23 protein-coding genes and 1 tRNA gene are annotated in these 24455 nt (G+C 69.2%); 16 read left to right on the top strand and 8 right to left on the bottom strand.

Annotated features, from left to right (window positions below; genetic code table 11):
• Positions 1 to 9: 9 nt before the first annotated feature.
• The 5 genes from ACV7NO_RS13170 (at position 10) to ACV7NO_RS13150 (ending at position 5939) form a co-directional block, all read left to right on the top strand.
• Complete coding sequence (locus tag ACV7NO_RS13170) at positions 10 to 456, top strand: MarR family winged helix-turn-helix transcriptional regulator (RefSeq protein WP_463406432.1); 447 nt, start codon at positions 10 to 12, stop codon at positions 454 to 456.
• Positions 457 to 461: 5 nt separating this feature from the next.
• Complete coding sequence (locus ACV7NO_RS13165; RefSeq protein ID WP_463407349.1) at positions 462 to 1379, top strand: ROK family protein; 918 nt, start codon at positions 462 to 464, stop codon at positions 1377 to 1379.
• Positions 1380 to 1424: 45 nt separating this feature from the next.
• Positions 1425 to 2108 carry a TorF family putative porin gene (locus ACV7NO_RS13160; protein ID WP_463406431.1) on the top strand — a complete coding sequence of 228 codons (684 nt, stop codon included), beginning with the start codon at positions 1425 to 1427 and terminating at the stop codon, positions 2106 to 2108.
• A 67-nt stretch (positions 2109 to 2175) separates the two neighbouring features.
• The gene (locus tag ACV7NO_RS13155; RefSeq protein ID WP_463406430.1) at positions 2176 to 4071 is read left to right on the top strand and encodes an EAL domain-containing response regulator; all 1896 of its coding nucleotides are present in this window, start codon (positions 2176 to 2178) and stop codon (positions 4069 to 4071) included.
• The gene (locus tag ACV7NO_RS13150) at positions 4071 to 5939 is read left to right on the top strand and encodes a sensor histidine kinase (RefSeq protein ID WP_463406429.1); all 1869 of its coding nucleotides are present in this window, start codon (positions 4071 to 4073) and stop codon (positions 5937 to 5939) included. The genes ACV7NO_RS13155 and ACV7NO_RS13150 overlap by 1 nt, the downstream gene beginning before the upstream one ends.
• A 135-nt stretch (positions 5940 to 6074) precedes the next feature.
• Here ACV7NO_RS13150 and ACV7NO_RS13145 read toward each other — a convergent pair whose 3' ends face one another.
• The 3 genes from ACV7NO_RS13145 to ACV7NO_RS13135 are packed head-to-tail and all read right to left on the bottom strand — an operon-like array spanning position 6075 to position 7860.
• Positions 6075 to 6215: a DUF2256 domain-containing protein gene (locus ACV7NO_RS13145; RefSeq protein WP_463406428.1), complete on the bottom strand. Its 141-nt coding sequence runs from the start codon at positions 6213 to 6215 to the stop codon at positions 6075 to 6077.
• A 5-nt stretch (positions 6216 to 6220) separates the two neighbouring features.
• Positions 6221 to 7321 (bottom strand): 3-dehydroquinate synthase, encoded by a 1101-nt coding sequence (gene aroB, locus ACV7NO_RS13140; protein ID WP_463406427.1) that lies wholly within the window; start codon positions 7319 to 7321, stop codon positions 6221 to 6223.
• On the bottom strand, positions 7318 to 7860 hold the full coding sequence (locus tag ACV7NO_RS13135; RefSeq protein ID WP_463406426.1) for a shikimate kinase: 543 nt from the start codon (positions 7858 to 7860) through the stop codon (positions 7318 to 7320). The genes aroB and ACV7NO_RS13135 overlap by 4 nt, the downstream gene beginning before the upstream one ends.
• An 86-nt stretch (positions 7861 to 7946) precedes the next feature.
• Here ACV7NO_RS13135 and ACV7NO_RS13130 point away from each other — a divergent pair, with 86 nt between their 5' ends.
• The 4 genes from ACV7NO_RS13130 (at position 7947) to ACV7NO_RS13115 (ending at position 11886) form a co-directional block, all read left to right on the top strand.
• Entirely contained in the window at positions 7947 to 8084 is a 138-nt protein-coding gene (locus ACV7NO_RS13130) for a hypothetical protein (RefSeq protein WP_463406425.1), read from the top strand.
• On the top strand, positions 8065 to 9858 hold the full coding sequence (locus ACV7NO_RS13125; RefSeq protein ID WP_463406424.1) for a hypothetical protein: 1794 nt from the start codon (positions 8065 to 8067) through the stop codon (positions 9856 to 9858). The genes ACV7NO_RS13130 and ACV7NO_RS13125 overlap by 20 nt, the downstream gene beginning before the upstream one ends.
• Positions 9855 to 10772: a tyrosine recombinase gene (locus ACV7NO_RS13120; RefSeq protein WP_463406423.1), complete on the top strand. Its 918-nt coding sequence runs from the start codon at positions 9855 to 9857 to the stop codon at positions 10770 to 10772. The genes ACV7NO_RS13125 and ACV7NO_RS13120 overlap by 4 nt, the downstream gene beginning before the upstream one ends.
• A 163-nt stretch (positions 10773 to 10935) precedes the next feature.
• Positions 10936 to 11886 carry an acetyl-CoA carboxylase carboxyltransferase subunit alpha gene (locus ACV7NO_RS13115; protein ID WP_463406422.1) on the top strand — a complete coding sequence of 317 codons (951 nt, stop codon included), beginning with the start codon at positions 10936 to 10938 and terminating at the stop codon, positions 11884 to 11886.
• A 115-nt stretch (positions 11887 to 12001) separates the two neighbouring features.
• Here ACV7NO_RS13115 and ACV7NO_RS13110 read toward each other — a convergent pair whose 3' ends face one another.
• Both ACV7NO_RS13110 and ACV7NO_RS13105 read right to left on the bottom strand, forming a co-directional pair.
• On the bottom strand, positions 12002 to 12169 hold the full coding sequence (locus ACV7NO_RS13110) for a Flp family type IVb pilin (protein ID WP_463406421.1): 168 nt from the start codon (positions 12167 to 12169) through the stop codon (positions 12002 to 12004).
• Between the two features lie 127 nt (positions 12170 to 12296).
• Complete coding sequence (locus ACV7NO_RS13105; RefSeq protein WP_463406420.1) at positions 12297 to 12503, bottom strand: Flp family type IVb pilin; 207 nt, start codon at positions 12501 to 12503, stop codon at positions 12297 to 12299.
• Between the two features lie 58 nt (positions 12504 to 12561).
• Between ACV7NO_RS13105 and ACV7NO_RS13100 the strand changes: the two genes are divergently transcribed.
• Positions 12562 to 12966, top strand: coding sequence for a (deoxy)nucleoside triphosphate pyrophosphohydrolase (locus ACV7NO_RS13100; protein ID WP_463407348.1), 405 nt, complete (start codon positions 12562 to 12564; stop codon positions 12964 to 12966).
• 2 nt (positions 12967 to 12968) lie between these two features.
• Here the strand turns inward: ACV7NO_RS13100 and ACV7NO_RS13095 are convergent.
• Positions 12969 to 13042: transfer RNA gene (locus ACV7NO_RS13095), tRNA-Cys, on the bottom strand.
• A 239-nt stretch (positions 13043 to 13281) separates the two neighbouring features.
• On the opposite strand from ACV7NO_RS13095, the gene ACV7NO_RS13090 reads away from it, so the two are divergent.
• From ACV7NO_RS13090 to ACV7NO_RS13075, 4 genes are all read left to right on the top strand, one after another.
• Entirely contained in the window at positions 13282 to 13911 is a 630-nt protein-coding gene (locus ACV7NO_RS13090) for a protein-L-isoaspartate O-methyltransferase family protein (protein WP_463407347.1), read from the top strand.
• Positions 13912 to 13919: 8 nt separating this feature from the next.
• A complete protein-coding gene (locus ACV7NO_RS13085; RefSeq protein ID WP_463406419.1) occupies positions 13920 to 15431 on the top strand; it encodes a TolC family outer membrane protein in 1512 nt (503 codons plus the stop codon).
• Between the two features lie 43 nt (positions 15432 to 15474).
• The gene (locus ACV7NO_RS13080) at positions 15475 to 15978 is read left to right on the top strand and encodes a DUF2497 domain-containing protein (protein ID WP_463407346.1); all 504 of its coding nucleotides are present in this window, start codon (positions 15475 to 15477) and stop codon (positions 15976 to 15978) included.
• A 201-nt stretch (positions 15979 to 16179) separates the two neighbouring features.
• Positions 16180 to 18225, top strand: coding sequence for a prolyl oligopeptidase family serine peptidase (locus ACV7NO_RS13075; RefSeq protein WP_463406418.1), 2046 nt, complete (start codon positions 16180 to 16182; stop codon positions 18223 to 18225).
• Positions 18226 to 18229: 4 nt separating this feature from the next.
• Here the strand turns inward: ACV7NO_RS13075 and ACV7NO_RS13070 are convergent, their stop codons facing one another.
• Entirely contained in the window at positions 18230 to 18649 is a 420-nt protein-coding gene (locus ACV7NO_RS13070) for a hypothetical protein (RefSeq protein WP_463406417.1), read from the bottom strand.
• A 121-nt stretch (positions 18650 to 18770) separates the two neighbouring features.
• Here ACV7NO_RS13070 and ACV7NO_RS13065 point away from each other — a divergent pair, with 121 nt between their 5' ends.
• Positions 18771 to 21734 (top strand): valine--tRNA ligase, encoded by a 2964-nt coding sequence (locus ACV7NO_RS13065; RefSeq protein WP_463406416.1) that lies wholly within the window; start codon positions 18771 to 18773, stop codon positions 21732 to 21734.
• Between the two features lie 152 nt (positions 21735 to 21886).
• Entirely contained in the window at positions 21887 to 23347 is a 1461-nt protein-coding gene (locus ACV7NO_RS13060; RefSeq protein ID WP_463406415.1) for an MATE family efflux transporter, read from the top strand.
• Between the two features lie 148 nt (positions 23348 to 23495).
• Here ACV7NO_RS13060 and ACV7NO_RS13055 read toward each other — a convergent pair whose 3' ends face one another.
• Positions 23496 to 24377: a diacylglycerol/lipid kinase family protein gene (locus tag ACV7NO_RS13055; protein WP_463406414.1), complete on the bottom strand. Its 882-nt coding sequence runs from the start codon at positions 24375 to 24377 to the stop codon at positions 23496 to 23498.
• Positions 24378 to 24455 lie beyond the last annotated feature (78 nt).

Raw genomic sequence — 24455 nt, 5'->3', positions numbered from 1 at the left:
GGTGGCTCCATGCCTGCACTCGTCCTCGACAAGTTCCTGCCGTTCCGCCTGTCGATCACCTCCAACCTGGTGAGCGACCGGATCGCGGTGGCGTATGAGGCGCTGTTCGGGCTCTCGATCCCCGAATGGCGGCTGATCGCGGTGATCGCGGAGCATGCGCGCGGGATCACGCAGCAGGCGATCGGCGAGCGGACGCGAATGGACAAGGTGACGGTCAGCCGCGCGGCGATCGCGCTGGTGGGACGCGGGCTGCTCGAGCGTGCGCCCAATCCGGGCGACCGGCGCTCGCACCTGCTGACGCTGAGCGATGCGGGGCGCGCTCTCCACGCCGACGTGGCGCCCAAGGCCCTAGAACTCGAGGCGCGGATCTTCGCGCGTTTCACCCCAGCCGAACTCGAAGGATTCGTCGACATGCTCCACCGGATCGATGCCGCCACGCTGGACGGCGCGGCATGAGCGACATGCAGCAGCCGCCGCTGATCGCGGGCATCGAACTGGGCGGCACCAAGTGCATCGCGATCCTGGCGAGCGGTCCCGATGCGATCCACGACGAGGTGTCGATCCCGACGACGCGCCCCGAGGAGACACTGACCGCGCTGGAGGCGACGCTCGACAGATGGCAGGGGTTCGCCGCGATCGGGATCGCCAGCTTCGGGCCGGTCTCGATCGATCGCGCCTCGGGCGACTATGGCCATATCACCGCGACGCCCAAGCCGCACTGGGCGGGCGTCGATATCGCGGGCCGGATCGGCAAGCGCTACAACGTGCCGACGGGGTTCCATACCGACGTGGTCGGCGCGGCGCTGGCGGAGGCGCGCTGGGGCGCCGGGCGCGGGCTGCAGGACCTGGCGTACATCACCGTGGGCACCGGCGTGGGCGTGGGGATGATCGCGCACGGCGTGCCGGTCGACGGGCTGACGCATGCGGAGCTGGGGCATGTGCGCCCGGTGCGCCTGCCCGGCGACGACTTCGTCGGCGCGTGCCCGTTTCACGGGGCGTGCATCGAGGGGCTGGCGGCGGGGCCCGCGATCGCGGCGCGGACGGGCATCAAGGGGCAGGACCTGCCCGCCGATCACGCGGCGTGGGAACCCATCGCGCACGCGATCGGGCAGCTGCTCGGCACGCTGGTGCTGACAGGGGTGCCGCGGCGGATCGTAATGGGTGGAGGCGTGATGGTGGGGAACCCGCATCTGTTCCCGCGGGTGCGCGGCGTGCTGAAGGCGTCGTTGAACGGCTATGTGCCGATCCCCGCGGTCGAGGAGGTCGATACCTATGTGGTGCCCGCCGCGCTGGGCAACCGGGCGGGGCCGCTGGGCGCAGTGGTGCTGGGCGCGCAGGCGCTGGGCGAGCGGCTGGAAACGTCCTTTACGGCCGGTTAACCCTGCCCGGCGTAGGCGTGCCTCCGACCTCGGGGGAAAGACGACGTGGGACGCTGGATCACTGGCTGGATGGCGTTCGGGACGGCGGTGGCGTTTGCCACGCCTGCCTGCGCGCAGGATAGCGGACTGAGCGTCTCCGCGAACGTCGCCAGCGATTATCGCTTCCGCGGGATCAGCCTGTCGGATCGCGACCCGGTGATCCAGGCCGCGGTCGAATACGAGACGCACGGCATCCGCGTCGGCATCTGGGGATCGACGCTGGGGGGCAATACCCGGCTGAAGGACAGCGAGGTCGATCTCTATGCGGGCTATACGCACCGCAGCGGCGGGTGGCGCTACACCGCGACCGCCTATGCCTATCAATATCCTGGCGCCAGCGGTTTCAGCTATGCCGAGGTGCAGGGCGAGATCGGCTATGCGATCGGCCCCGCCGAGGCCCGCGCCTTCGCTGCCTATTCCCCCGACCAGTTCGGCGTGGGGAGCGACAACCTGTATGTCGGCGCCGGGCTGAACACCGGCGTGCCGGGCACGCCCTTCTCGCTTTCCGCCAAGGGGGGCTACGAGGACGGGTTCTACGAGAAGAAGATCGACTGGCAGGTCGAGCTGGGCTGGACGACCGGGCCGTTCAACGCCGGGCTGGCCTATGTCGACACCAGCAAGCGCACGCACGACCGGTACGGCCGGCTGGGCGCGGCGAGTGTCGTGGCGTCGGCGGGGATCACGTTCTGACCCGCGCTACATCCTTTGATAACCACATCGCGCGCAACGTACCGCGCGAACCACAGGCGACGGCTCCATGCGCATCCTGATAGTCGACGACGAACCCGCGATGCACGAGTCGTATCGCCTGAGCTTCGAGCCAATCGGCGGCGGCAAGGGTGAGGCTGCGCTGTCGGCGATGGCGGCCGAACTGTTCGGCGACGACGAGGCGGACTCCTCGGATGACGCCGCGCCGGTGTTCGAGCGGATGCATTGCGCGCAAGGGCTCGACGCGGTCGCCGCGGTCGAGGCTGCGCTGGCGGCGGGGTTGCCCTATGCGGTGGCGTTCATCGACGTACGGATGCCGCCGGGGATCGACGGCAAGGAGACCGCGCGGCGGATCCGCGCGCTCGACGCCGACATCAACATCGTGATCGTCACGGGCTATTCGGACTTCTCGCCGATCGAGATCACGAAGGTGGCGGGGCCGGCCGACAAGATCTTCTATATCGCCAAGCCGTTCGAGGTCGCCGAGATCGTCCAGGCCGCGACCGCGCTGACGCAACGCTGGGCGAACGACCGCGAACTGGCGCAGGCGCGCGCGCAGCTGCGGATGCAGGTGCTCCAGCTGGAGGAGCAGGGGCTGGAGCTGGCCGCCAACGAAAGCCGCGCGATCCACATCGCGAACCATGATTCGCTGACCGAGGCGCCCAACCGGCTCGCGTTCCTGCGTGCGCTGGCGGAGCGGGCGAAGGCGCCGGGAATGTTCGCGGTCGCGATGGTCGATCTCGACCGGTTCAAGCTGGTGAACGACACGCTGGGCCATCTGGCGGGCGACGAGCTGATCCGCGCGACCTGTGCGATCCTGAACGGCGCGGTGCCTGAGGGCGGGATGGTCGCGCGGCTGGGCGGCGACGAGTTCGGGCTGATGTTCGACACGCCGGGCGACACCGCGGCGGTGATGGCGTGCGACCGCGTGGTGAACGCGGTGAGCGTGACGATGAGCGTGTTCGGCCATTCGGTGCAGGGATCCGCCTCGATCGGCGTGGTCACCGCGGGCGACGAAGGACCGCGCGATCCGATCGACCTGATGCGCCGGTCCGACCTGGCGCTGAACGACGCCAAGCGATCGGGGCGCGGCACCGCGCGGCTGTTCGACGAGAGCATGGACGAGGGCATCCGCGTCCGCCGCCGGATCGAGGACGGGCTGAGCCGCGCGATCGCGAACGGCGAGCTGAGCATCGCATACCAGCCGATCGTGTCGGGCAGCCATATCGAGGTGGTCGGCTTCGAGGCGCTGCTACGCTGGAACACCGAGGAATATGGCCCGATCAGCCCGGCGACGTTCATCCCGATCGCGGAGGAGTCCAACCTGATCCACGAGCTGGGCGACTGGGTGCTCGAACAGTCGCTGGCGGTGCTGGGCGCATGGCCGGGTCAATATGTGTCGGTGAACTTCAGCCCGCGACAGTTCCGGCGGCACAATTTCGTCGGGCATATCATGCAGAGCGTCCAGCGCGCGGGCATCGAACCGCACCGGTTGCAGATCGAGATCACCGAGACCGCGATCTTCGACGATGCCGAGCGCGCCGCCGAGACGCTCTACAAGCTGCGCCAGATGGGGTTCCGCATCGCGCTCGACGATTTCGGGACGGGCTATTCGTCGCTCTACAACATCCGCAAGTTCGCGCTGGATTCGCTGAAGATCGACAAGAGCTTCATCGACGGGATGGGACGCGAGCGCGAGAGCGCGGCGATCGTCCATTCGATCATCCATCTCGGCCGCTCGCTGGGACTGGGGATCATCGCGGAGGGCGTCGAGACCGAGGCGCAGGTGCAGGCGCTGCGGCTGGCGGGGGCGAGCCACCTCCAAGGCTATTTCTTCTCGCGGCCCACCACCGCGGAGCGCGCGCGAGAGATGGCGCACCGGCGGTTCCTCGCCGATGAGGACGAGGGGATCGACCCCGTGGCGGGCGACGGGACGCACGGATGATGCGACGGCGCGTCCGGCGCGGCGTATCCCTGCGCATGGAGGCATGGCGCAACCCGAAGTCGCTGGGCGGGAAGCTGCTGCTGATCCTGACCGGGGTGGGGGTCGCCGGCGCGCTGGCGATCACGCTGTTGCTGGCGGCGATCATCACGCCGAGCTTCAACACGCTGGAGGACAAGTCGGTCGACGCGCAGGTGGAGCGGACGCGGGCGGCGCTGGGCGAGTACGCGTCCAAGGTCGGCAACGCGGTGCGCGACTATGGCGACTGGAACAACAGCTACGACTATATGGAAACCCCGACGCGCGCGTTCGAGGAGGAGAGCTTCTCGACGCTGGCGATGGCCAATCTCGACGTGAACGGCATGGCCTATGTCGGCGACGACCGGCGCGTGGTGATCGCGCGGTGGATCGACGCGCAGGAGCGCGACCGGCCCGCGATGCGCGAGCTGCTGCTGCGAGAGATCGCGCGGACCGACCTGGGAAGCGCGATCGGGACCGGCACGTCGGCGAGCTACTATGCGCGACTGGGCGGCGAGGTGGCGGCGATCGGGGTGGCGCGGGTGCGGCGCAGCGACGGGACGGGCGCCCCGCGCGGCTATGTGATGATGGCGCGGCAGATCACGTCGGACCAGCTCTCCGCGCTGCTGAGCATCCATGCGCGCGTCGATACCGACACGACGCTGGCGGGCAAGGTGCAGCGCAGCGCGACGCGGATGGCGATCGCGGTGCCGATCGCGGGCGTCGACAATCGCCCGGTCGCGACCGCGCGGTTCACGGTGCCGCGCGACGTGTCGGTGCTGGGGCGGCGGATGCTGCTGCTGGCGGTGGCGGGATCGACGCTGCTGCTGCTGATCGTGCTGGCGGTGCTGCGGCGGCAGATCGCGCGGCTGGTGCTGGCCCCGCTCCACCGCGTGGAGACGCACATGCAGGTGGTGCGCGCGTCGGGCTCGCTCGGCGTGCTGGCGGAGGACGGCCGGCAGGACGAGATCGGGTCGTTGGGGCGCAGCTTCAATTCTATGCTGCGCCAGTTGAAGGACCTGCGCGAGCAGATCGAGGTGCAGTCGTTCGCGCTCGGCCGCTCCGAAAGCGCGGTCGCGGTGATGCACAATGTGCGCAACGCGCTGAACCCGATCAGCACGATCCTGAGCCAGGGCGTGGCGCAGCGCCCGCCGGTCGACGGCGCGATGCTGGACCGCGCGATCGGCGAGCTGGCGCGCGAGGATATTCCCGTGGCGCGGCGGCAGAAGCTGGCGGCGTTCGTCGCGGCGGCGCTGGCGGCGGATGCCGAGTCGCGCGACGTGCATCGCAGCCAGCTCCAGATCGGACGCGAGGCGATGGCGCACGTGCTGGAGATCATCGGCCAGCAACAGGCGAACGCGCACGAGCGGCCCGCGCTGGCACGCTGCGACGTGACCGACATCGTCGCGCAGAATGCGACGATCGCGCGGTTCGCAGGCGAGACGTCGATCGCGTTCAGCTTCCCCGCGCATCCCGCGCCCGTGCTGGCGAACCGCGTGATCCTGAGCCAGGTGATCGGCAACCTGTTCGCCAACGCCACCGAATCGATCGCGGCGCGCGGCACGGGGAGCGGATCGATCGCGGTGACCGTCGAGCAGGCGGGCGACGTGGTCGCGGTGCGGATCCGCGACGATGGCGAGGGTTTTTCGGGCGAGGTCGGCGCGACGCTGTTCCAGCGCGGATTCTCGACGCGGGCGCACAAGTCCGGCGGGTTGGGGCTCCACTGGTGCGCGAACTCGATGACCGCGATGGAGGGCGCGTTGCGGCTGGAGAGCGAGGGCGCGGGGATGGGCGCGGTCGCGGTGCTGACGCTGCGCGCGGCGGAGGTGGAGACGCGGGCGGAGGCGGCTTAGGCGCGCGCGCAGCTTTCCTCGTCCATGCTGAGGAGCGGCTGAGCGAAGTCGAAGACGCGTCTCGAAGTATCGGTCCTTCGAGACGGGCCTTCGACTTCGCTCAGTCCCTCCTCAGGATGCGCGGGGAGGGAGTGGTCACCGCGCCTTGCGGCAGCTGTCCGAGCAATAAATCACGCTGTCCCAGTCGCGCGCCCATTTCTTGCGCCACGTGAAGGGGCGACCGCAGGCCGGGCAGGTCTTGGTCGGCAGGTTCTGTTTCGCGACGCCGTTGGGCATGGTGCTCAGCGCGGCTGTTCGTCGAGGAAGCGTTCGACGTCGGCGAGATCGACCGTCCTGTCGAGATAGGTCTGGCCGATGCCGCGGGCGAGGAGGAAGGGCAGCGTGCCCGCCGCCATCTTCTTGTCGTGGCGCATGTGATCGACGAGGACCGCGCCCGACGCGACGATTCCCGAGGCGGCAAGGCCATCGGGAAGGCCCGAGGCGCGCCAGTGCGCGGCGACGCGGTCGGCGTCCTCGGCGGAGCACAGGCCGCGGCGCGCGGAATAGGCGAAGGCAAGCGCGCAGCCCGCCGCGACGCCCTCGCCGTGGAGCAGGCGATCGGAGAAGCCGGCTTCCGCCTCCAGCGCGTGGCCGAAGGTGTGGCCGAGGTTGAGGAGTGCGCGGCGACCCTTCGTCTCGAACTCGTCCTCTCCGACGATGCGCGCCTTGGCGGCGACCGAGTGCGCGATCGCGTATTCGCGCGCGGCGGGGTCGCCGGCGAGGAGCGCGGGGCCGTTCGCCTCGCACCAGTCGAAGAAGGCGGGATCGTCGATCAGTGCGTATTTGATGACCTCGGCATAGCCCGCGCGGACCTGGCGCAAGGGCAGCGTGTCGAGCACCTGCGGATCGATCAGGACGATCGCAGGCTGATGGAACGCGCCGACGAGGTTCTTGCCCGCGCGCGCGTTGATCCCGGTCTTGCCGCCGACCGACGAATCGACCTGCGCGAGCAACGTCGTCGGGATCTGGACGAAGTGGCAGCCGCGCTTGAGGATGCTGCACGCGAACCCGACGAGATCGCCGATCACCCCGCCGCCGAGCGCGATGACGTGGTCGCCGCGCTCGATGCCGAGCGCCAGGAGATCGTCGACGACGCGTTCTAGCGTTGCCCAGTTCTTGCTCTTCTCGCCCGAGGCGACCGCGATCGTCGCGGTGGCGATGCCGGCGGCGTCGAGCGAGGCGACGAGGGTGGCGAGGTGCTGCGCGACGCTTTCGTCGTGGACGATCGCCATGCGGCGGCCGTGGGCGAGCGGGGCGCAATGCTCGGCTGCGCGCGCGAGCAGGCCCGCCTCGATCACGACGGAATAGCTGCGGTCGCCGAGCGCGACGGGGACGGTAGTCATGGGTGGCCGATCGCCTTGAGGATGGTACGGACGGTGGCGTCGTGCGGCGCCTGGTTGCTGGCGATGTGGAGGTGTGCCAGCGCGTAGAGCGGATCGCGCTTCGCGGCGAGATCGGTGAGGACCTCGAGCGGATCGCGGTCGCGCAGCAGCGGGCGGTGGTTGCGACGGCGGACGCGCTCGACCAGCACGTTCGGCGCGGCGTTGAGCCAGATCGCGAGCGCCTGGGCAAGGATCAGCGTGCGCGTGCCCTCGTCGACGAACGCGCCGCCGCCGGTCGCGATCACCTTGGGCGTGCCGTCCATCAGCCGCGCGATCACGCGGCGCTCGCCGTCGCGGAAATGCGCCTCGCCGAATCGTTCGAAGATGTCGGCGATCGCCATGCCGGCCGCGGTCTCGATCTCGTCGTCGGCATCGGCGAAGGGCAGGTTGAGGCGTGCGGCGAGGCGGCGGCCGACGGTGGACTTGCCCACCCCCATCAGTCCGACGAGGACGATCGGCTGGCCCGTCCAGGGGCGTGTCTCGGCTTGGCTTTGCAACATCGGTCCGGGCGCTATACAGCGCGTGTGGCCGCGATGCCTAGCATCGTGCGCCCGAGTTTTCGTTGCAACGTGCAGAGTATTTCGCGATGTCCCGCCTGATCGTATCGCTTGTCGTCATCCTGGTCGTGGTCGTCGGCGGGTTGTTCCTGCTCGCCGGCCGCTCGACCGAGCGCCCGCAGACCCGTGTCGAGAAGGTGGTCGAGCTTGGCAATCTCGCGGGCTAGGCTGGCCGCGGTCGCGGCGGGCGCGATCGCGCTGACCGCCGTCGCGGTGTCCGCACAGCAGCGGCAGGACCGCCCCGAATCGCTGCTGCCCCCCGGGTTCGGCGATGCTCCCGCACCCGCGCCGACGCCCACTGCGGCACCGCGATCAGTGCCGGTTCCGGCTGCGACCGCGACCGGTTCGACCGAAGCGCTGGCGTTGCCGCTGCCGTCGCCATCGGTTTCGCCCAGCGCGTCGCCGACGCCGGTCGATCCCGCGACGCTGGCGCAGTACGAGATGCCGCCGTTCGCGCGGCGCAGCCTCGCGGTGGTCGGCGCGGCGGGGCCGGCGGATGGCGGGGTGCGCCCCGATGCGTTCGGCGCGGCGGACGGGCGGTATCTGGAGACGCTGATGCGGCGGCTGTCCGCCCCGCTGCCCTCGCGCTGGCTGTCGATCGCGCTGCGCCGGACGCTCGCGTCGCGCGTCGCGACCCCGGCGCGGATGAACGGCGCGGACTTCGCGGCCGAGCGCGCATGGCTGCTGCTGCGGATGGGCGAGGCGAACGCCGCGCGCGGCGTCGTCCAGAATGTCGACAATGCGAACTATACGGCCAAGCTGTACCAGGTCGCGATGCAGGTGGCGCTGGCGACGGGCGATCCCGCCGCGCTGTGTCCGATCGCGGATGGCGGCCGGGCGCGAGACTGGGCGACCGCCGGGTGGACGATGGCGCAGGCGATGTGCGCTGGCCTCGGCAACGCGCCCGACACCGGACGCGCGCTGTTCGCGGCGGCGCGGCGGCAGCGCGTGGCGGGCGGCGTCGACCTGCAACTGGCGCAGAAGGTGCTGGGCGCGGGCTCCGGCCGGCAGGCGGTGACGATCGAGTGGGACGGGGTCGACCGGCTGAACGCGTGGCGGTTCGGACTGGCGACCGCGACCGGGGTGGCGATTCCCGAGACACTGTACGCCGGGGTCGGCCCGCAGGTGACCGGATGGCGCGCGCTGGCACCGTCGATCGCGCCCGCCGACCGTGCCGCACCCGCCGAGGCGGCGGCGGCGATGGGGGTGCTTTCCAACCTCGCGCTGGTCGACCTGTACGGGGCGATCGCGGAAAGCGACGATACGCCCGCACCGCTGGCGGCGGTCGCGAGCGACCTGACCGCGGCCTATGTCGGCGCGGACGTGCCGACGCGGCTGGCGGCGTTGAAGCAGCTTTGGGACGGAGGGACGGGCGCGCAGGCGCGCTATGCCCGGCTGGTGCTGACCGCGCGCGCGGCGGCGCGGATCCGCCCGGGCGACGGTGCGGCGGAGGCCGACCGGTTCGTCGCGGCGATGCTGGCGGCCGGGCTCGATCGCAGCGCGCAGCGCTGGCGCGGGACGGCGCCGACCGGGGGCGACGCGTGGGCGATGCTGACGCTGGCGGATCCCGATCTGCGCGGAACGATCCCGTATCGCGATCTGGCGGGCTATGCGGGGACGGGCGATTCGGCGCTGAAGCAGCGATTGCTGTTCGCGGGTCTGGCGGGGCTGGGCCGGCTCGACGCGACCGACATCGAGCGCGCGGCGGAGGCGCTGGACGTCAAGATCGGGACGCGGACGCCGTGGACGGTCGCGATCGACCGCGCGGTGCGCGAGCGCCAGCCCGCGACGGTCGTGCTGCTGGCGGCGACGGGGATGCAGACCAGCGCGTGGAACGGCGTGCCCCCCGCGATGCTCTATCACATCGTCGCGTCGCTGCGCGCCGTCGGGATGGACGGCTATGCGCGGATGATCGCCGCCGAGGCGATCGCACGGGCGTGACGCAGTTATCCGATCGGGGGCTGATCGACCGGTTCCTCGAGATGATGGCGGCGGAGGTGGGCGCGGCGGCGAACACGCTGGCGGCGTATCGCAGCGACCTTGCACTGGCGTCGGTGGAACTGGGCGGCGCGCTGGCGGCGGCGGATGCGGCGGCGCTGGCCCGGCTGGCGGAGAGCTGGCGCGACCTGGCGCGCGGGACGGTAGCGCGCAAGTCCGCGGCGCTGCGGCGGTTCTTCGCCTTCCTGTTCGAAGAGGGGCACCGGGCGGACGATCCGGGTGCCGCGCTGCCGCGGCCGGGGAGCGCGCGGGGGCTGCCGAAGACGCTGGATCACGGCGATGTCGACCGGCTGTTCGCGGCGATCGCGGCGCGGGTGGCGCGCGATCCGCTCGATCCGCGCGACCTGCGGCTGTCCGCGCTGGTCGAGCTGTTGTACGGATCGGGGCTGCGCGCGACCGAGCTGGTGTCGCTGCCGCGAAACGCGGTCGCGCCCGACCGGCCGTTCCTGATCCTGAAGGGCAAGGGCGGGCGCGAGCGGCTGGTGCCGATCTCAGACCGCGCGCGCGCGGCGGTGGCGGCGTGGCGCGCGCATGTCGCGGCGGACCGGGCGTGGCTGTTCCCGTCCGGCAAGAGCGCGCACCTGTCGCGGATTCGGCTGTACCAGCTGGTCAAAGGGCTGGCGGCGGAGGCGGGGATCGCGCCCGATCGGGTCAGCCCGCACGTCCTGCGGCACGCGTTCGCGACGCACCTGCTGGAGGGCGGGGCGGACCTGCGCGCGCTCCAGACGATGCTGGGGCACGCGGATATCGCGACGACCGAGATCTACACGCATGTCGACGCCAGCCGGCTGGTCGCGCTGGTGAACGAGCGGCATCCGCTGGGGGATGCGGGGCGGGGGAATCGGCCCGCGCGTTGACGCGTGGGCGCTGTGGCCGTAACCGCTCTCGTCAATCCGTTTGCCCGATGCCGTGGGCAGCATTTCTTATGGCCGTTGAAAAGAAGGGCAGGGCCCATCGGCGAAGCTCAGGACAGGCTTCGACAGGCTCAACCCGAACGGTGACAGGGATTTCGATCGTATCATGCCGACCTTCCTCGATTTCGAGAAACCGATCGCCGAACTCCAGTCGCGGATCGACGAACTGCGTGAAACCGCGAGCGACGGCAGTGTCGACATCGGCGCCGAGATCGCCAAGCTCCAGGCCAAGTCGGACCGGATGCTCAAGGATACCTTCGCGAGCCTGACGCCGTGGCAGAAGACGCAGGTGGCGCGGCATCCCGAGCGGCCGCATTTCAAGCATTATGTCGCCGCGCTGTTCGACGAGTTCGTGCCGCTGGCGGGCGATCGCGCTTTCGCGGACGACCAGGCGATCATCGGCGGGTTCGCGATGTTTCGCGGGCGGCGCGTGATGGTGCTGGGCCACGAGAAGGGCGACGACACCGCGACGCGGCTCCGGCACAATTTCGGGATGGGCAAGCCCGAGGGGTATCGCAAGGCGATCCGGCTGGTCGAGTTGGCGGACCGGTTCGGGCTGCCCGTCGTCACGCTGGTCGACACCTCGGGCGCGTTCCCGGGCATCCAGGCCGAGGAGCGCGGGCAGGCGGAGGCGATCGCACGGTCGACCGCGGCATGCCTGGCGCTGGGCGTGCCGATGATCGCCTCGGTGGTGGGCGAGGGCGGCTCCGGCGGCGCGGTGGCGCTGGCGGCGGGCAACCGGATCCTGATGTTCGAGCACGCGGTGTATTCGGTGATCTCGCCTGAGGGCTGCGCCTCGATCCTGTGGCGTACCGCGGACAAGGCGGCGGAGGCGGCGGAGGCGATGAAGGTGACCGCGCAGGACCTGAAAAGCCTGGGCGTGATCGATACGATCGTGAAGGAGCCGATGGGTGGCGCGCACCGCGATCCCGCGGCGGCGATGGTCGCGCTGGGCGATGCGATCGAGAAGGCGCTGGCGGGGCTCGACGGGCAGTCGGCGGAGGCGCTGCGCCGGGGGCGGCGGGAGAAGTTCCTGGCGATGGGGCGGATCGGGTAGGCTTGGTGCCACTATTGCTCAGTGCGAACGGAAGCTCCTGGCGGGGCGGCACGTACGAAAAAGGGCGGCGGAACCTGCGTTCCGCCGCCCTCTTCGTAACAGACGTCCAGAAGGCTCAGGTGGCCTTCATGTTGGTCTGCACGTTCGAGAAGGTCGTCTTGAGCTGGTTGCCCAGGCCCTGCATCGCAGCGATCGCGGCGACGGCGATGAGCGCGGCGATGAGGCCGTACTCGATAGCGGTCGCGCCCTTGCTGTTCTTCAGGAAAGTGCGGATCTTCTGCATGTTCCGGTCTCCGATGTATCTAGAGAAGCTTCATATCACCCGGCTGAACCGGGGAACCGGGCCAGCAAGCGAATCACTAGCCATGGGAGGTTGAGAAACGTTTAAGGCGGATCCTTACCCAAAGATGTCAGCGCGCCGCGGCGACCTTGTTGCTGACATTGCCCCACAGCGCGACGCTGGTGTCCGCAACGCCCTGGAATGCGGCGAGCATGGTCAGCGTTACAAGGGCGAGGATCAGGCCATATTCGATTGCGGTGCCTCCCCGCCGGTCGCGGAGCAGGCGCCCGGCCCTGCGGCGCAGGCGGGCGAACGACGATGGCGCGGGATCGCTCATGCTGCCACTCGTTGCACGACGAGGTTAAGGAAAGGCTGACGCGTTGACCGATACGCCCATGATTCGCACGATCCTCGTCGCCGCGGCGGCGTTGATCGACGATGCGGGCCACGTGCTCGTCCAGCGCCGGCCCGAGGGCAAGGCGCATGGCGGGCTTTGGGAATTCCCCGGCGGCAAGGTCGAGCCAGGCGAGACGTGCGAGCAGGCGCTGGTCCGCGAACTGGTGGAGGAACTCGCGATCAGGGTCGACGCGGCGGACGCGGTGCCGGTGACATTCGCGACGACGGGCGCGGACGGCGTCCATCTGATCCTGCTGCTCTACGCGGTGCGGCGCTGGCGGGGCGTACCCGAGGCGCTGGAGGCTAGCGCGCTGGCCTGGCATGCGCCGGATGCGCTGGGGCGCCTCGCGATGCCGCCCGCGGACGAGCCGCTGGTGACGGCGCTTGCGGCTTACATGGGATAGGTTGGAGGCCCGACCGGGAATCGAACCCGGGTGCAAGGATTTGCAGTCCTCTGCGTCACCACTCCGCCATCGGGCCGCCGATGCGAGGGCGCGCCATTGCGGCGGCGGCGCTGGCGTGTCAACCCCGCGGCAGATGTGCGGACGCTTGGCGTGCTTCCCCCGACGCGATAGAGGACGGGGATCGAGCAAAGTGTATTGCATCACTAAAACAGTTGTGCGACAGGATACCCCATGATGACGACCGCGATCCCGATGTCCGCCGGCGAGGCGCCCAGCCTCGAGACTCCGAGCTTCGAGACCCCGAGTTTCGAAACGATGCGCAAGGCGATGGTATCGAGCCAGCTGCGGACCAACGCGGTGAACGATCCGCGCGTCGTGACCGCGATGGCGACGGTGGCGCGCGAGGATTTCCTGCCCGCCGACCTGGCGCCGCTGGCGTATCGCGACGGGATGCTGCCGCTGGCGGGGGGACGTGTCGCCAACCTGCCGATGGCGACGGGACGGTTGCTGACCGAGGCGTATCTGCAGGCGACCGACCGGGTGCTGCTGATCGGTGCGGCGACGGGCTATGCCGCGGCGGTGCTGTCGCGGATCGTCGCGTCGGTGGTCGCGGTGGAGAGCGAGCCCGCGCTGGTCGCGCACGCGCGGACCGCGCTGGCGGGCGTCGGCAATGTCGAGCTGGTCGAGGGCGCGCTGGGCGTCGGGCACGATGCGGGCGGGCCGTACGACGTGCTGATCGTCGACGGCGCGGTCGAGACGTTGCCGCATACGCTGGTGTCGCAGGTGCGCGAGGGCGGGCGGATCGCGACCGGGCTGGTCGACCGCGGCGTCACGCGGCTGGCGGCGGGGCGACGGACCGCGGGCGGCTCCGGCCTGGTGGATTTCGTCGATGTCGACTGTGCGGTGCTGCCCGGGTTCGCGGCGCCGCGCGGGTTCAGTTTCTAGGGACAGTCATGCGCCTTTCGCGATCGATCCTTCTCGCCGGCGCGGTCGCAGCGACGGCGGTGCCGGCTGCTGCCGAGACGCTGCGCGATGCGCTGCTCAAGGCATATGAAAGCAACCCGACGCTGACCGCGAGCCGGGCGCAGCAGCGCGCGACCGACGAGAACGTGCCGATCGCGCGCGCGGCTGGCCGGCCGACCTTCGGGGTGACCAGCACCATCGACGACAACCTGGTCCGCAGCGGCAATTCGTTCACCACCCCCGAGCGCGTGGCGCGGGCGGGCGCGACGGTGTCGGTGCCGATCTATAATGGCGGCGGGGTCCGCAATGCGGTGCGCGCGGCGGAAACGCGGGTCGAGGCGGGACAGGCGAACCTGCGCGGGACCGAGGCGTCGCTGTTCACCGAGGTGGTGTCGGCCTACAACAACGTGATCCGCGACGAGGCGATCGTCGCGTTGAACACGCAGAACGTCCGCGTGCTCGACACCAACCTGAACGCGAGCCGCGACCGCTTCCAGGTCGGCGACCTGACGCGCACCGACGTGGCGCAGTCCGAGGCGCGGCTGAGCCTGGCGCGCGCGCAGTTGCAGACCGCGCAGGCGACGCTGATCGGCAGCCGCGAGAATTACGTGCGGCTGGTCGGCACGGTGCCGGGGGTGCTCGACGCGCCGCCGGTGCTGCCGAACCTGCCCGTATCGCCCGATGCTGCGGTGGAGGTGGCGATCCGCAACAATCCGTCGCTGCTGGCGGCGCAACGGCTGCGCGAGGCGACGCGCTACGACATCAGCGTGGCGCGCGCCGGTCGGTTGCCGCAGCTCGCGGTGAATGCAGGCGCGAACTACGTCAATTACCTCGGCTCGCTGGGGCAGGGCACCGGGCTGGGCGCCGGGCAGAGCGGGACCGCGGCGAGCCTCGGCCTCGGGTTGCGACTGCCGATCCTGCAGGGCGGGCGCGTGTCGGCACAGATCCGGCAGGCGCAGGCGCTGCGCGGGCAGGCGATCGAGCAGGCGACCGCGACCGAGCGGCAGATCGTCGCCTCGACGCGCTCGGCCTATGCCTCGTGGCGCTCGTCACGCGAGGTGATCCAGTCGGCGGAGGCGGCGGTCGCGGCGAACAAGCTGAGCCTGGAGGGCGTGCGCGCCGAGAACAGCGTCGGCAACCGCACGATCCTCGACATCCTGAACGCGGAGCAGGAGCTGCTCAATAGCCAGGTGACGCTGGTGACCGCGCGGCGCGACGCCTATGTCGCAGGCTTCGCGCTGCTGGCGGCGATGGGCGAGGCGGAGGCGCGCGACCTGAACCTGGAGGGCGGCGCGCTCTACAACCCGGTGACGAACTACGAGCGGGTGCGCGGGCGGTTCAACGACTTTTCGAGCGACAAGGACGCGCAGCCCGTCGCGCCGACCACCGCGACGACGCCCGCGCAGACCGCGATCGTGACGCGTCCGCTCGATCCTGCGCTCAAGGACGAGGTTGACAGGAACCCGGCGTTGACGACAGGCTCCAACGCGCCGAACCGGTGACGTCATGATCCGGTTCGCGAGCGAATTGAGGGAAGCGGACGCAATGGGGGATCTGAGCGCCGAGCCGTCGATGGAGGACATTCTTTCGTCGATCAAGCGCATCATCGCGGAGGAAGGCGACACGCCGCAACGGCCGCGCCGTACGCCGTCGCCGCGGTCCGTGGCGGTCGCGCCGGTCGAGGACGACGATGACGGCGACACGATCGACGAGGTGCTGGAATTGAGCGACCCGATGCCGCCGCGCGCGCCCAAGGCGCAGGCGCTCCCTCCGCGCGTGGCGCCGACGCCCCCCGCGCCACCCCCTGCAGTCGAGGAGCCGAGGGCGCGGATCGCGTCGGAGCAGGCGGCGCAAGCGACGCGCGGCGCGTTCGACACGCTGTCGCGGCTGATGGTGAAGCCCGAACCGTCGGGCGACGGGACGCTGGAAGGGCTGGTTCGCGAGATGCTCCGCCCGATGCTGGCGGAGTGGATCGACGCCAACCTGCCCGCGATGGTGGAGACGATGGTGGCGCGCGAGATCGCACGGATCACCGGCGAGGCGGGCTGAGGGCATCGCTTGGGTCATTGTGTCCCCGCGAAGGGTGAGGCAATCTGGACCCCTCCCTTCGAGCGGGTACGAAAGCGCTGTGGTGCACGGTGCCACAACCCGCGGTTCCTGTCGCTCGAGGCGATGGCGTAACGTCGCTGGTTCTTGCCTCCTCCATCGACGGATTGTCGCGCGCGATACGATCTGCTTAATATCGCGGCCATGAAGCATCTGATCTGCGCGAGCCTGCTCGCGATCGCCGCCGCGTCCGCTACGCCTGCGGCCGCACGCCAGTTGACCATCGACGACGTCGTCGGGCTCAGCCGGGTAGCGGGGCCCGTGGTGTCGGCAGACGGACACTGGCTGGTGTGGCAGCAGCGCGAGACCGATCTGGCGGCGGACAAGGGCCGGTTCGACCTGTGGCGGCTCGACCTGTCGAAGCGCGGAGCAAAGCCCGAAAAGCTGGTCGCCGAGGCGGACGTCAACGAAACGAGCCCGCAGATCGTGGGGCAGACGGTCTATTTCCAGTCCGACAAGGGCGGCGACGATGCGGTGTGGTCGATCGCGCTCGACGGGACGGGCGCGCGCAAGCTGACGGGATTCCAGGGCGGGTTCGGCGGGTTCAAGGTCGCGCCGACCGGGGACCGCATCGTCGTGTGGGCGGATCGCAAGCCCGGCGCGCCGACGCTGGCGCCCGCGATGGAAAAGAAGGACCCGGCGGCCGGGCAGGCGCGGACCTATGACCAGCTGTTCGTGCGGCATTGGGATACATGGGCGGACGGGACGCGCTCGCAGCTTTTCGTGCTGCCTTCGGGCGCGGACGGCGCGCCGGGCGACGGGGTGGCGATCGGCGGAAAGCTGATCGGCGACGCGCCGTCGAAGCCGTTCGGCGGGGCGGAGGAAGTGTCGTGGAGCGCGGACGGGAAGACCGTGTACTTCGCGCTGCGCGAGGCGGGGCGGATCGAGGCGACCTCGACCAATCTCGACATATTCTCCGCGCCCGCGGACGGATCGGCACCGCCGATGAACCTGACCGACGCCAACGACGCGACCGACAATCTGCCGACGGTGTCGCCGGACGGGAAATCGCTCGCCTATTTCGCGATGAAGCGGCCGGGGTTCGAAGCCGACCGGCAGGTGCTGATGCTGCGCGATCTCGCGAGCGGGCAGGTGCGCGCGGTGACGGAAAGCTGGGACCGTTCGGTCGGGTCGATCGCGTGGAGCCCCGATTCGAAGCGGATCTACGTGACCGCCGACGACACGCAGGAGACGCCGGTGTTCGCGGTCGATCCCGCGAGCGGGAAGGTGACGCGCCTGACGCAGGAGGGGCATGTCGCGGCGGTCGCGCCGACCGCGAAGGGCGTCGTCGTTGCGATGAGCAGCCTGACCGCGCCCGACGATTTCTATGCGGTGGCCGGCAAGGGCAAGCCCGTCCGACTGACGAGCGTCAATGCGAGCAAGCTGGCGGGCGTCGACATGCCGACCGTCACGCGGTTCAACTTCAAGGGCGCGAACGGCGATACCGTATGGGGCTATGCGGTGAAGCCCTATGGCAGCGCGGGCAAGGTGCCGGTCGCGTACATGGTCCACGGGGGCCCGCAGGGATCGAGCAACAACAGCTGGTCGTATCGCTGGAACCCGGCGGTGTTCGCGGGCGCGGGATACGGGCTGGTCGCGGTCGATTTCCACGGATCGACCGGATACGGGCAGGCGTTCACCGATTCGATCAGCAACAACTGGGGTGGGTGGCCGCTCGAGGACCTGAAGGCCGGGCTGTCGGCGGCGACCGCGAAATTCGCGTGGCTCGACGGTGGCAATGCCTGCGCGCTGGGCGCGTCCTATGGCGGCTACATGATGAACTGGATCGAGGGGCAGTGGCCCGACCGGTTCAAGTGCATCGTCCAGCATGACGGCGTCTTCGACGCACGCGCGATGGCGTACGAAACCGAGGAGCTGTGGTTCGACGAGTGGGAGCATGGCGGCAAGACCTATTACGAAGACCCCGCCGCGTTCGAAAAATGGAACCCGGTCAACTACGTGACCAACTGGAAGACTCCGATGCTCGTCATCACCGGCGAGAAGGATTATCGCATCCCGTACACGCAGGGGCTGGCGACGTTCACCGCGCTCCAGCGGCGCGGGATCCCGTCGCGGCTGGTGGTGAATCCGAACGAGAACCATTGGGTGCTGAAGCCCAACAACTCGCGGCAATGGTATCGCGAGGTGCTCGGCTGGATGGATCGGTGGACCGGGACGCCCGCGGGCTGAGGGCCTAGGCGGCGGAGCGCTGGACTGGGGCGAGGAGCGGGAGGAGGCTCTGTTCCTGCCGGTCGAACAACGTGAGCAATCCGGTCTGGAGGCCACGTACCGCGGCGCAATAGGCGGGCCAGTCTGCGGTGATCTCGCGCGGGGTCCAGTGCTGGAGATGCGCGCTGTAATCGCACAGCAACAGACGTGAGGCCGACGAGAATTCGCGTGCGGCCCGGATGAGCGAAAGCTCGGCGGCGTCGGGCTGCGCCGCCTTCACCAGCGTGTCGAGCGCGGCGAGATAGGCGTGGAACTTGCGCGAGAAATCGATGCGGCGATCCAGCAATTCGGTGCGCTCGTAGGGGACGCCGCTGTCCATCTGTTCCACGAACTGGCGGATCAGTTCGCGCAATACGCGGTTTTGCGTGTGGATGATGGTGTGCATGGATCGTCCCGTTCTAGCCGTAACGGTATGACGCAAGAAGATTAATTACCGGTTCCCGCCGATTCCGGGGTGTGTCCCTGCCGGCTTTGCAGGTGCGGCGCGCATGGCTAAAGGCGGGAGCATGACCGAACTCGCCAAGACCTTCGACCCCGCCGATATTGAACGCCGCTGGTACGCGCATTGGGAGACGACCGGGCAGTTCCGCCCGGAGCGCGCCGGCGCGGAGCCGTGGACGATCGTGAATCCGCCGCCCAACGTGACGGGGTCGCTCCACATCGGCCATGCGCTGGACAACACGCTGCAGGACATCCTGACGCGGCATGCGCGGCTGAAGGGCAAGGACGCGCTGTGGGTGGTCGGCACCGACCATGCCGGAATCGCGACGCAGATGGTGGTCGAGCGCAACATGGCGCTCCAGCAGCAGAAGCGCACCGACTTCACGCGCGACGAGTTCGTCGCGAAGGTGTGGGACTGGAAGGCGGAGAGCGGGGGCGAGATCACGCGCCAGCTGCGCCGGCTGGGTTGCTCGATGGACTGGGCCAACGAGCGGTTCACGATGGACGAGGGCTTCTCGAAGGCGGTCCTCAAGGTGTTCGTCGACCTGCATGCCGAGGGGCTGCTGTACCGCGACAAGAGACTGGTGAACTGGGATCCGGGTCTCGGCACCGCGATCAGCGACCTGGAGGTAGAGACGCGCGAGATCCGGGGGTCGTTCTGGCACCTGCGCTATCCGCTGGAAGACGGCAGCGGGCATATCGAGGTCGCGACGACGCGGCCCGAGACGCTGCTGGCGGACATGGCGGTGGCGGTGAACGCGAGCGACGCGCGCTACACGCATCTGGTGGGAAAGAACGTGCGGTTGCCGATCACGGGGCGGCTGGTGCCGATCGTAACCGACGACCATGCCGACCCCGAACTGGGATCGGGCGCGGTGAAGATCACGCCGGGGCACGACTTCAACGATTTCGAGGTGGGCAAGCGCGCGGGGATCGAGGCGCGCGACATGCTCAACATGCTCGATGCGAAGGCGCGCGTGATCCAGACCGCGGACGGGCTGATCCCGGACGACCTGCTTGGGCTCTCGACCGCGGAGGCGCGCACGGCGGTGGTCGCGCGGCTGAAGGCGGAGGGCCTGCTGATCCCGCATGTCGACAAGGACGGTGTCGAGCATGATGCCGAGCCGCGCACGATCCAGACGCCCTATGGCGACCGGTCGGGCGTGGTGATCGAGCCGTGGCTGACCGACCAATGGTATGTCGACGCCGCGACGCTGGCGAAGCCCGCGATCGAGGCGGTGCGATCGGGCGCGATCCGCATCGTGCCGAAGACGTGGGAGAAGACGTTCTTCAACTGGATGGAGAATATCCAGCCCTGGTGCGTCTCGCGGCAACTGTGGTGGGGGCACCGGATTCCGGCGTGGTTCGGCGCTAAGCGAGATGTTTACGAGACCGAGAATGAACGCGTTGGCTATCACAGCAGTCCGCTATTTACATTTGCAGACGGTCATATCGTCGTTGGTAGCGATGAGTTTAGTGTTAAAAAACAGTTTGCTGAATATTACAACGTTGACCCGAGTGATGTAAATCTTGTCGCCGAAAAGCACGGTGTAGGAAGTACGAGTTACAGCGGTAAGTCGGGGGGCAATCGTCGTAATGTGTATCAAGATCCCGACGTGCTCGATACGTGGTTCTCCTCCGCCTTGTGGCCGTTCGCGACGATGGGGTGGCCGAGCGATCCTCCCCGGGACGGGGAGGGGGACCATGCGCAGCATGGTGGAGGGGGTGCGCCGCACGCGATGCCGCCCGTGGACGCCCCCCTCCACCATCCGGCTTCGCCGGACGGTCCCCCTCCCCGTGCCGGGGAGGATCTGACGCTCGGCGGGCGTTATCCCAACGACGTGTTGATCTCTGGCTTCGACATCCTGTTCTTCTGGAACGCGCGGATGATGATGCAGGGCTTGCATTTCATGGGAGATGTGCCGTTCAAGACGCTGTATCTCCATGGCCTTGTCCGCGCGGCGGATGGCGCGAAGATGTCGAAGTCGAAGGGCAATACGGTCGATCCGCTGGGGCTGATCGACACCTATGGCGCGGATGCGCTGCGCTTCTTCATGGCGGCGATGGAGAGCCAGGGGCGCGACATCAAGATGGATGAGAAGCGCGTCGAGGGGTATCGCAACTTCGCGACGAAGCTGTGGAACGCCAGCCGCTTCTGCCAGGCGAACGGGATCGGCGGCTCGACCACGCAGGACGCGCCCGAGGCGACGCTTGCGGTCAACACGTGGGTGATCGGCGAGACGATCCGCACGGTGCAGGCGGTCGATCTAGCGCTGGGCGAATATCGCTTCGATGCGGCGGCGAACGCGATCTACCAGTTCGTGTGGAGCCAGTTCTGCGACTGGTATCTGGAACTCATCAAGCCGGTGTCGGTGGGCGACGTCCGCGGGACGATCGACGACGAGACGAAGGCGGTGGCGGGCTGGGTGCTCGACCGGATCCTGGTGCTGCTCCATCCCTTCATGCCGTTCATCACCGAGGAGCTTTGGCATGCGCTCGGTGAGCGTGACCACGACCTGATCGTGGCGCAGTGGCCGATGCCCGATGCGCGTTCGATCGATCCGGCGGCGGCGGCGGAGATCGACTGGGTGATCCGGCTGGTCGGCGAGGTGCGCACCGCGCGGACCGAGCTGAACGTGCCGCCGGGCGCGCGGCTGCCGATGCACGTCCGCGACGCGGGCGGGGCGACGATCGAGCGGCTGGAGCGGCAGCGCGCGGTGCTGGCGCGACTGGCGCGGGTCGAGATCGCGGAGGGCGATGCGTCTGGCGGAGCGGCGCAGGTCGTCGTCGACGAGGCGACGTTCGTGCTGCCGCTGGAGGGCGTGATCGACCTCGATGCGGAGCGTGCGCGGCTGGGCAAGGCGATCGCTGCGGCGGAGAAGGAGCGTGATGCGCTGAACGGGCGGTTGTCCAATCCGAGCTTCGTCGAGCGCGCGAAGCCCGAGGCGGTCGAGAAGGCCAAGGCGGATCATGCCGAGAAGGCGACCGAGGCGGCGCGGCTGCACGCGGCGCTGGGGCGGCTGGGGTGAATCGGCGTTTCAGGCGTCATTCCCGCGCAGGCGGGGATCCATCTCCTGCAGGTCTGATCGATGCGACGGATTTGCGGTATCGGAGCGTAGGAGATGGATCCCGGCCTTCGCGTGGATGACGGGGGGCGGGGATGACGGGATTGGGGGCGAACGTGAGCGACCAGAGACAGACCCGTGCGGGGCCCCGCGACCTGACCTCAGGGCCGATCGCGTCGACGCTGTTCGCGTTCGCGCTGCCGACGCTGGGATCGAGCATCCTCCAGTCGCTCAACGGATCGATCAACGCGATCTGGATCGGGCAGTTTCTGGGCGAGCGCGCGCTGGCGGCGACGACCAATGCGAACATCATCATGTTCCTGCTGATCGCCGCGGTCTTCGGGTTCGGGATGGCGGCGACGATCCTGATCGGCCAGCAGATGGGCCGGCGCGACATCGATGCGGTGCGGCGCGTGCTGGGATCGGCGCTGGGGCTGTTCAGCGTGATTTCGGTCGCGACCGTCGTGGTCGGCTGGATCGCGGCGCCCGCGATCCTGCGGGTGCTGGCGACGCCGGCGGAGGTGTATCCGCTGGCACTGGCGTATCTGCGCGTGATCTTCGTGGCGATGCCGCCGGGGTTCGTCGCGGTGCTGCTGACGATGGCGCTGCGCGGCACGGGCGATTCGATGACGCCGCTGAAGTTCATGGCGCTGGGATCGGTGATCGACGTGGCGCTGAACCCGCTGTTCATCCGCGGCTGGGGGCCGATCCCGGCGATGGGGATCGAGGGATCGGCGGTGGCGACGCTGATCGCCAACAGCGTGTCGCTGTTCGCGCTGATCGCGTTCATCCATTTTCGCGACCTGACGATCCGTTTGAAAGGCGCCGAGTTGCGCTATCTGCTGCCGTCGCGGGACCTGTTGAAGACGATCGTCGTCAAGGGCTTCCCGATGGGGTTGCAGATGCTGGTGGTGTCGACGTCGGCGCTGGCGATGGTGGGGCTGGTCAATCGGCACGGCACGTCGACCACCGCGGCGTACGGCGCGACGAACCAGCTGTGGACCTATATCCAGATGCCCGCGATGTCGGTGGGGGCGGCGGTGAGCGCGATGGCGGCGCAGAATATCGGCGCGGGGCACTGGGACCGGGTCGACCGGATCACGCGCGCGGGGCTTGTCATGAACCTCGCGCTGACGGGGGCGCTGGTGCTGCTGCTGACCTTGCTCGATCGGCACGTGCTGTGGCTGTTCCTGGGCGACGATGCGGGGTCGATCGCGATCGCGACGCGCATCAACCTGCTGGTGAGCTGGAGCTTCGTGCTGTTCGGGGTGTCGATGGTGCTATCGGCGACGGTACGCGCGAACGGCGCGGTGATGGGGCCGCTGGCGATCCTGGCGATCGCGATGTTTCCGGTGCGGTTCGGGATGGCGGCGTGGTTTGATCCGGCGTGGGGATCGGATGCGATCTGGTGGAGCTTTCCGGCGGGGTTCCTGGCGTCGATGCTGATGACCATCGCCTATTACCGGCATGGCGGGTGGCGGCGGACGCGGCTGGTCGCGCCGACGGATCCGCGTGAGGCGGGGGAGCAGGCGAAGGCGGAGTGCGAGCCAGCGGGGAAGGCGATGCCGGTGGGGTGATCTTCCGCGTCATCCCCCCTTACGTCATCCCCGCGCGGGCGGGGATCCATCTTCGCAAGTCAACCACATGCGCGCCGGCTCTGCTTGATAGAGCATCGGGAGATCGATCCCCGCCTGCGCGGGGATGACGGGTGTCGGGAACGGAGAGCTAGGGCCGCGGCGCCATCACCTCGATCACGCCGGCCGCGATTTTCGCGGTCACCGGGGTGCGGGCGAGGACCTCTCCGTCGATCGAGATCGGCAGCGGGGGTTCGGTCGAAACCTTCAGCGACTTGCCCGAGAAGCTGACGGTGTCCTCGTGCCGGGCGTCGTGGCGCAGGACGCTGGCGAGCCAGTTCTTGACGAGCGTCCGCTTCACATGGCCGCGCACCGCCTGGACGACGATCTCGCCCGAATCGACCGAGGCCTCGTCCACCAGCTCGGTGCCGCCGTGATAGGGGCCGTTGGAGATGCGGACCTCGACGACGCGCATCCGGTGAACCTGCGTGCCGTCGTCAACGATCAGCGTGAACGGCTCGAACTTCAGGAACTGCACCGCGGCCCAGCCGAGATAGCCGATGCGGCCGAGATATTTCTTGAGACCGTGCGGCACGGTCTCCGCGATCTTGGGGCTGATCCCCATCGCGGCGCAGTTGGCGAAATAGTCCTTGTCGATCATCCCCAGATCGATCCGCCGCGGCGCACCGTGAGCGAGGACGTCGATCGCGCCGTCGAGATCGAGCGGGATGCCCAGCGTGCGCGCGAAGCTGTTCGCGGTGCCGAGCGGCAGGACGCCGAGCAGCACGCCCTTCCCGACGAGCAGGTCCACGAGCCCGCTGACGGTGCCGTCGCCGCCGCCGAGAATGACGAGATCGGGGTTCCTGTCGAGCGCCTTGTGGACGGTCGCCTCGAGCTGCCTGGGGTTCTTCACCGCATAGGGGGTGACCGGATAGGGCAGGTCGCCGAGCCGCTTGCAGGCGCGCTTGAAGAGCTTGCGGCCCTTGCGCGACATGGCGTTGACGATCAGCGCGGCGGTCTTGATCTCGGTCATGGTGCGCGCAACGCACGATCGGCGGTTATGGGCGCGCGGTTTCGCCCCCGTAACGCTTGCGATCATTCGCGCGGGGGA

Source organism: Sphingomonas sp. Ell38C01 (assembly GCF_055231975.1).
The sequence above is the reverse complement of the archived record's forward strand: the minus strand, read 5'-3'. Positions and strand labels throughout refer to the sequence as shown.